Genomic DNA, 7,252 nt, shown 5'->3' with positions numbered 1-7,252 from the left:
AGTGGGAGGCCACCATACCCGTTTACAAAGCGAACAGGAAAGTCAATGAAATCAACGGTCTACCCAGACCACCCCCGCGCCAGTGCTAGCTTTGCGTACCGTCACTTATTGCACTGAAAACGAGGAGTGAACCGCCCCGGTTTTCGCGGAGGCTCCCTCGTTTGAGAAGATGGAGCCATCATGAGGAAGTCAGTGAAGTTTTCGCCGGAGGTACGCGAGCGTGCGGTGCGCATGGTGTTCGAGCACCGAGGGGAGCACGAATCGCAGTGGGCGGCGGTCGTATCGATCGCCGGCAAGATCGGCTGCACGGCGCAGACGCTGCTGAACTGGGTGCGTCAGCACGAGCGTGACACGGGCCAGCGCGAAGGCGTGACCACGGCCGAGGCCAATCGCGTCAAGGAACTGGAGCGCGAAGTGCGCGAGCTTCGCCGCGCCAACGAGATCCTCAAGCTGGCCAGCGCGTTTTTCGCCCAGGCGGAGCTCGACCGCCGGCTGAAGTGATGTACGCCTTCGTGGACCGGCACCGCCAGCAGCATGGGGTCGAGCCGATCTGCAGGCTGCTGCAGATCGCCCCATCGGCATACCGGCGGCACGCTGCCCGGCAACGCGATGCGGCCTTGCTCAGCGGCCGAGCCCGTCGAGACCAGGAACTGATGCCCTGCATCGAACGGGTGTGGCAGGCCAACCTGCGGGTCTACGGCGCTGACAAGGTCTGGCGGCAACTGCAACGCGAAGGCCACACGGTGGCGCGCTGCACCGTCGAGCGCCTGATGCGCCGCATGGGACTGCGTGGCGTCGTGCGCGGCAAGGTGGTGCGCACCACGATCGGTGATGCGCGTGCGCCATGCCCGCAGGACCTGGTCAACCGGCAGTTCAGCGCGCAGCGCCCGAACCAGTTGTGGGTGAGCGACTTCACGTACGTGTCCACCTGGCAGGGCTGGCTGTACGTGGCCTTCGTGATCGATGTGTTCTCGCGTCGCATCGTGGGCTGGCGGGTGAGCACCAGCATGCGCACGGATTTCGTGCTCGACGCGCTGGAGCAGGCCCTGTACGCCCGCCAGCCCGGCCAGGACGGCCCGCTCGTATGTCACAGCGACCGCGGGTCGCAATACGTCAGCATCCGCTACACCGAGCGGCTTGCCGAGGCCGGCATCGAGCCATCGGTGGGCAGCAAGGGCGACTCCTACGACAACGCTCTGGCAGAGACGATCAACGGGTTGTACAAGGCCGAGTTGATCCATCGCCGGGCGCCCTGGAAGACCAGAGAGGCGGTGGAGCTAGCGACCTTGGAATGGGTGTCATGGTTTAACAACCATCGGCTGATGGCCCCGCTGGGCTACGTGCCGCCGGCCGAGTTCGAGGCCAACTACTATCGCAATCTTGAGCAGCAGGTCAGCCCGGCCTGACTCAAGCCAACCGGCCTCCGCGAAAACCGGGGCGGTTCAGAGACCCCAAGTCGCAGAAATTTATTGCATTCTTTTCTGAACTCAGTAAATAATAAATGTCTGTCGACAGACAATTATTCAATAAATGCCAGGCATTAGCATGACCAAGATCCTCGTCGCCACCAAGCGAGTCACCGATTCGAATGTGAAGGTCCGCGTCAGGTCCGACGGCAGTGGCGTGGACATCACCAACGTGAAGATGAGCATGAACCCGTTCGACGAGATCGCCATCGAGGAAGCGGTGCGGCTGAAGGAAAAGGGCGTGGCCACCGAGGTCATCGCCGTGTCCTGCGGCGTGCAGCAATGCCAGGAAACCCTGCGCACCGCGATGGCCATCGGCGCCGACCGCGCCATCCATGTGCTGACCGACGTGGAACTGCAGCCGCTGGCCGTGGCCAAGCTCTTGAAGGCCCTGGTCGACAAGGAACAACCCGGCCTAGTGATCCTGGGCAAACAGGCCATCGACGACGACTGCAACCAGACCGGCCAGATGCTGGCCGCGCTGGCCGACCTGCCGCAGGCCACCTTCGCCAGCAAGGTCGAGATCGCCGACAACCAGGCCAAGGTCACCCGCGAGGTCGACGGTGGCCTGGAGACGCTGAGCCTGAGCCTGCCGGCGGTGATCACCACCGACCTGCGGCTGAACGAGCCGCGCTACGTCACCCTGCCCAACATCATGAAGGCCAAGAAGAAACAGCTCGACACCGTCAAGCCCGAGGACCTGGGCGTGGACGTGGCCCCGAAGCTGAAGACGCTGAAGGTCAGCGAGCCGCCCAAGCGCGGTGCGGGCGTCAAGGTGCCCGATGTCGCCACGCTGGTGACCAAGCTGAAGACCGAAGCCAAAGTGATCTAAGGGAGCCGAACAAATGACCACACTCGCAAATGTTCTCGTGGTGGCCGAACACGACAACACCACCATCAAGCCCGCCACCCTGAACACCGTCACCGCTGCGCTGGCCTGCGGTGGCGACGTCCACGTGCTGGTCGCCGGCCAGAACGCCGCCGAAGCCGCCAAGGCCGCCGCCCAGATCGCCGGTGTCGCCAAGGTGCTGCACGCCGACGCCGCCGGCCTGGCCCATGGCCTGGCCGAAAACGTCGCCGCGCTGGTGCTGGGCGTCGCCAAGAACTACAGCCACATCCTGTTCCCGGCCACCGCCAGCGGCAAGAACGTCGCCCCGCGCGTCGCGGCCAAGCTCGATGTCGCGCAGATCAGCGACATCACCAAGGTGATCCCGACTGCCCCCAGGCCTGCGGAGCAGGCCGCCCCCCGAGGGGGGCAGGAGAGCTCGGGAGCGGCCCAGCACTCTCCTGGCCCCGACACCTTCGAGCGCCCGATCTACGCCGGCAACGCCATCGCCACCGTGCAGAGCGGTGATGCCGTGAAGGTCATCACCGTGCGCAGCACGGGCTTCGCCCCCGCGGCCGCCCCGGGCGCCGCGGCCGGGGGGTAACGCGGGGCGGCCAGACCCGACAGCGCCCAGGTCAGCTTCGTCGGCGCCGAGATCGCCAAGAACGACCGGCCCGAGCTGACCGCGGCCAAGATCATCGTCTCCGGCGGCCGCCGAGATGATGTTCACCGGCCGCACGATCGACGCCGGCCAGGCGCTGCGCTGGGGCCTGGTCTCCGAGGTGCTGGAGCCCGACGCGCTGATGGCGCGTGCCCGCGAGCTGGCCGGCCAGGTCGCCGCCAATGCGAACGCCACGCTGCGCCTGACGAAGAAGCTGATGCGCCAGGCCGACGACCTGTCGCTCGATGCCGTGCTGCCCATCTCCGCGGCGGCCCAGGCCCTCGCCCAATACACACCCGCCCATGCCGAGGCGGTCGATGCCGCGCTGGCCCGGCGGCGTCCGGATTTCGGAGACATGTAGCAGTCCCTCAACCCCCTCTTCCTTGTTTTCCGGAGTAACGCGATGAACCTGTTGTCCAGGATGGTTTCGAGTTGTGTGCTGGCGGGTTGTGCCCTCGTGGCCGCCGCCCAGTCCAGTTTCCCCAGCAAGCCGCTGCGCATCATTGTTCCCTTCACGCCCGGCAGCGGTGCCGACACGGCGGCACGGTACTACGCCGAACCGCTGGGCAAGCTGCTGGGCCAGCCGGTGGTGGTCGAGAACCGCCCCGGCGCCAACGGCGCGATCGGCGTGATGACGCTGAAGAACGCGCCGGCCGACGGCTACACGCTGCTGATGGCGAGCAATTCGCCGATCACGGTGAACCCGCTGACCGAGAAGAGCCTGGCTTACGACCCGTTCAACGACCTGCGGCCGATCGCCGGCCTCAGCCGCTCGATGGCGGTCTACCTGGTGCCGGTCAGCTCGCCGTACAAGACGCTGCAGGAGTTCACCGAGGCGGCCAGGAGCGGGCCCCATGCGCTGAACATCGCCACCTACGCGGCCGGCCAGATCCTGGCGAATGCCTGGTTGTCTCAGCTGTCGGGTGCCAAGCTGCAGAACGTCTCGTACAAGGGCATGACCCAGATCATGACCGACCTGGAGGGCGGCCACATCGACGCGGCGCTGGTCGACATCAGCGGCGCGGTCACCCACATCAAGGCCGGCAAGGTACGGGCGCTGGGCGTCACCTCCGACAAGCGCCATTTCCAGGTGCCCGAGGTGCCGACGGTGCAGGAGGCCGGTTTTCCCGAGTACCTGTACCTGACCTGGATGTCGGTCTACGCGGCCAAACACACGCCGGAGCCGGTGGCGGCCGTGCTGGAGAACGCGATGCAGAAGATCCTCGACACCGACTACGCACGGGGTTACCAGGCGAAGTTCGGCGGGGGCTCGCTGATGCCGCTGACCGCGGCGCAGCAGGCCGCGTTCCAGAAGGAAGAGTACGACCGGCTGAAGAGCATCGCCGACAAGGTCGGCATCAAGCCGCAGTGACGGCGGCCGCGTTCGGCGCGGCACCCACACGGTGCAACCCACAGGTATCCCATGGATTGGAATCCCACTGAAGACATGCGCTTGTGCCAGGAGCTGGCCAAGAAGTTCGCGGCCGAATTCCTGGCGCCGGCCCAGCGCCGGCACGAGGCCGGCCGGGCGCTGGCACCCGAGGTGCTGGCCAAGTTCGACGAGCTCGGCCTGGCGCGCATCGACTGGCCGGTCGACGACGGCGGCGCCGGACTCGGCCTGCTGGACCGCTGTGTGGTGCTCGAGGCACTGGCCACGGCCGATGCCGGCGCCGTGCCGGCGCTGAACCACAACGCGCTGGCCTGGCAGGCGCTGGCCGCCTTTGGTGGTGCGGCCGGACGCGAACGCTGGCTGGCGGACCGGTGCGCCGAGCCCGGTGCCACGGCCTACCTGCACGTGGACGCCGGCCAGTCGCTGGTGCTGGCCGACGGGCGGATCAGCGGGGTGGTCGAGTGGGCGCCGCTCGCGCGGCTCGACCGGCTGCTGGTGCTGCGCGGCGACAGCCTGCACCTGTTGACCGGGCCCTGGGGGCTGGAGCCGGTGCCGGGGGCCGGCCTGCTGGCCTCGGGCGCCTCGCGCATCGTGCTGCAGGCGGCACCCATTGCTCACAGCATGACGGATGCGGCGGCGGCCCGCCGGGTCCTGGCCTACGCGCGCCTGTGTGCCGTTGCGGCGATGGTCGGCCAGATGGCCGCGGCGGTGTCGGTGGCGCGGGACTATGCGGTGGACCGTGTGGTGTTCGGCAAGCCGGTGGCCCACCACCAGGCCATGGCCTTTGCGCTGGTCGACATGCACATGGCCGTGTCCGGCACGCGGCTGCTGCTGCAGGAGGCGGCGGCCCGCTACGACCAGGGTGCGGCCGTGGCCGAGGAGGCGGCCCAGTGTTTTGCCGAGGCGGCCCAGGCCGCGGACCTGGTCGGTCCGTTTGCGCTGCAGGTGCACGGCGCCTCCGGATTCATGCGCGACTACCCGGTGGAGAAATACATGCGCGAGCTGAAAACCCTGTCGCTGATGCTCGGTGGCATCGATGCCGCGTGGGCCGATGGTGTGCCGCGCCCGGTGTCCGGCGCCGGGACCGGCCATCACCATGCTTTCCTGCTGTCGGCGCCGGCCGTGGCGGCGGAGGGCACGGCATGAATTTCGAGATTCCAGCGGACATCCAGGCCGAGCTGGTGCGTACGCGCACGCTGGGCCGCGAACTGTTCCGGCCGGCCGGCCTGGAGGCGGATCGGCAGGGTGGCCCGCTGGCCACCGACCATCCGCTGTTCCGCCACATGCTGGCGCTGGGCTTCGGTCGCACCAGCTGGCGGCCCGACGGCCAGGCACCACACAAACGCAGCGCGGTCGCCCACGTGCTGGTCTCGGAGGAGCTGGCCTATTGGGACCGTGGCATCAGCATCGCGATGCCCGGCCCGGGCCTGGGCGAGCGGCCGGTGCTGGGCATGGGCACGGAAGAGCAGAAGCGGCGTTTACTGTCGCCGTTCCTGGCGCCGGAGCGCCCGCGCTGGGGCGCGTTTGCGATGACCGAGCCTTCGGGCGGCTCCGACGTGGCGGCGATCCGCACCCGCGCGACCAAGGTCGACGGGGGCTGGGTGCTCAACGGCGCCAAGGCGTTCTCCGGCAACGCCGAGCGGGCCGACTGGACGGTGGTCTGGGCCACCGTCGACCGCCTTTTTTGCGTTCGTCGACCGCTCGGACCTGGCGGCCAAGTACGACATGTCGGACCGCCACCAGCGCAATGCCCGCATCGCCGAGCTGTACGGCGACATGCATTCGATCACGCCGTCGCGCACCACGGCCGAGTGGGTGGCCTGCTGCGAGGCGCTGGACGTGCCCTGCACGCCGATCTATGCGCTGGAGGAGCTGGTCGACCACCCGCACCTGAAGGCGGTCGACTTCTTCGAGACGGTCGAGCACCCGACCGAGGGGCGCATCCGCCGGGTGCGGCCGACGGCACGGTTCTCCGAGACACCGTTGTCGGTGCGCAGCGAGGCGCCGACGGTGGGCCAGCACACCGACGAGGTGCTGGCCGAGTTCGGGCTGTCGGCGGACGAGATCGCCGGGCTGCGTTCCGCCCGCGTCGTGGCCTGAGCACCGTTGGCCTCCACCCGGCCCTGGCTGGCCCAGGGATTGCAGGTCCTGGTCATCGGCCTGGTGGTGGTCGACAGCATGGCCGTCACGGTGCTGCTGCCCCGGGTGGCGGCGGATTTCGACAGCAGCCGGGATGCGGCGATCTGGGTGGTCAACCTGTACCAGATGGTGGTGCTGGGCCTGCTGCTGCCGCTGGCCGCGCTGGGGCAGCAGATCGGCTTCAAGCGCATCTACCTCGGCGGCCTGCTGGTGCTGGGCGGGGGCGCGCTGCTGAGCGCGGCCGCTCCGACGCTGCCGCTGCTGGTGCTGGCCCGGGTGGTGCAGGGCATCGGGGCGGCCGGCGTGATGGCGGTCAACACAGCGCTGCTGCGCGCGTCGCTGCCCGCGTCGCAGCTGGCGCGGGCGCTGGCGACCCTGTCCACCGCCACCGCGCTGTCGATGACTCTGGCGCCTACATTGGCGGCCGTGGTGCTGGCCTGGGGCTCGTGGCGCTGGCTCTACCTGTGCACTGCGTTGCTGGCGCTGGCGGGCGCCGGGGCCGCCTGGCGGCTGCTGCCACCGGCCCGGCACACTTCGGCAGCCCGTATCGACCGGACCGACGCGCTGCTGAACCTGCTGGTGTTCGGCCTGTTCCTGCTGGCGCTGCGTCTGATGCCGGCAGGCCTGGCCTGGGGCCTGCTGGCCGCCGCGTTGCTGTTGGGGTCTCCTCGTTTTCAGTGCAATAAGTGACGGTACGAAAAGCTAGCACTGGCGCGGAGGTGGTGTTGGTAGATCGTTGATTTCATTGACTTTCCTGTTCACTTTCAAAT

Annotated in this window: 7 protein-coding genes, 2 pseudogenes and 1 other annotated feature; all 9 genes and pseudogenes read left to right on the top strand. The window is 68.3% G+C overall.

Features of this window, described 5'->3' with window-relative positions; translation table 11 throughout:
* Window positions 1-180 precede the first annotated feature (180 nt).
* The 9 genes and pseudogenes from ACE3TE_RS12855 to ACE3TE_RS12815 all read left to right on the top strand — a co-directional run bounded on the left by ACE3TE_RS12855 (window position 181) and on the right by ACE3TE_RS12815 (window position 7,172).
* A protein-coding gene (locus tag ACE3TE_RS12855; protein ID WP_374605570.1) for an IS3 family transposase occupies window positions 181-1,406 on the top strand; the annotation gives its coding sequence in 2 pieces (ribosomal slippage) (window positions 181-469 and window positions 469-1,406; 1,227 coding nt in all).
* Window positions 459-575: a sequence feature (AL1L pseudoknot), on the top strand. (Overlaps the previous gene by 117 nt.)
* A gap of 139 nt (window positions 1,407-1,545) precedes the next feature.
* On the top strand, window positions 1,546-2,298 hold the full coding sequence (locus ACE3TE_RS12850; RefSeq protein ID WP_036596180.1) for an electron transfer flavoprotein subunit beta/FixA family protein: 753 nt from the start codon (window positions 1,546-1,548) through the stop codon (window positions 2,296-2,298).
* Between the two features lie 13 nt (window positions 2,299-2,311).
* On the top strand, window positions 2,312-2,896 hold the full coding sequence (locus ACE3TE_RS12845) for a hypothetical protein (protein ID WP_374605567.1): 585 nt from the start codon (window positions 2,312-2,314) through the stop codon (window positions 2,894-2,896).
* Between the two features lie 115 nt (window positions 2,897-3,011).
* Complete coding sequence (locus ACE3TE_RS12840) at window positions 3,012-3,314, top strand: enoyl-CoA hydratase-related protein (RefSeq protein ID WP_374605566.1); 303 nt, start codon at window positions 3,012-3,014, stop codon at window positions 3,312-3,314.
* 60 nt (window positions 3,315-3,374) lie between these two features.
* Window positions 3,375-4,325 carry a Bug family tripartite tricarboxylate transporter substrate binding protein gene (locus tag ACE3TE_RS12835; protein ID WP_374605564.1) on the top strand — a complete coding sequence of 317 codons (951 nt, stop codon included), beginning with the start codon at window positions 3,375-3,377 and terminating at the stop codon, window positions 4,323-4,325.
* Window positions 4,326-4,376: 51 nt separating this feature from the next.
* Window positions 4,377-5,489, top strand: coding sequence for an acyl-CoA dehydrogenase family protein (locus ACE3TE_RS12830; RefSeq protein WP_051237404.1), 1,113 nt, complete (start codon window positions 4,377-4,379; stop codon window positions 5,487-5,489).
* A pseudogene (locus tag ACE3TE_RS12825) lies at window positions 5,486-6,001 on the top strand (acyl-CoA dehydrogenase family protein); the annotation flags it as partial. The gene ACE3TE_RS12830 and the pseudogene ACE3TE_RS12825, both read left to right, overlap by 4 nt.
* A 31-nt stretch (window positions 6,002-6,032) precedes the next feature.
* Window positions 6,033-6,443: pseudogene (locus ACE3TE_RS12820) on the top strand (CoA transferase); the annotation flags it as partial.
* 6 nt (window positions 6,444-6,449) lie between these two features.
* On the top strand, window positions 6,450-7,172 hold the full coding sequence (locus tag ACE3TE_RS12815; protein ID WP_051237403.1) for an MFS transporter: 723 nt from the start codon (window positions 6,450-6,452) through the stop codon (window positions 7,170-7,172).
* The last annotated feature ends 80 nt before the right edge of the window (window positions 7,173-7,252 follow it).

The sequence above is a fragment of the Arenimonas sp. genome (assembly GCF_041919775.1).
Taxonomy (GTDB): domain Bacteria; phylum Pseudomonadota; class Gammaproteobacteria; order Xanthomonadales; family Xanthomonadaceae; genus Arenimonas.
Note: the sequence above shows the minus strand (reverse complement) of the source record. Positions and strands in the feature narration are given on the sequence as shown.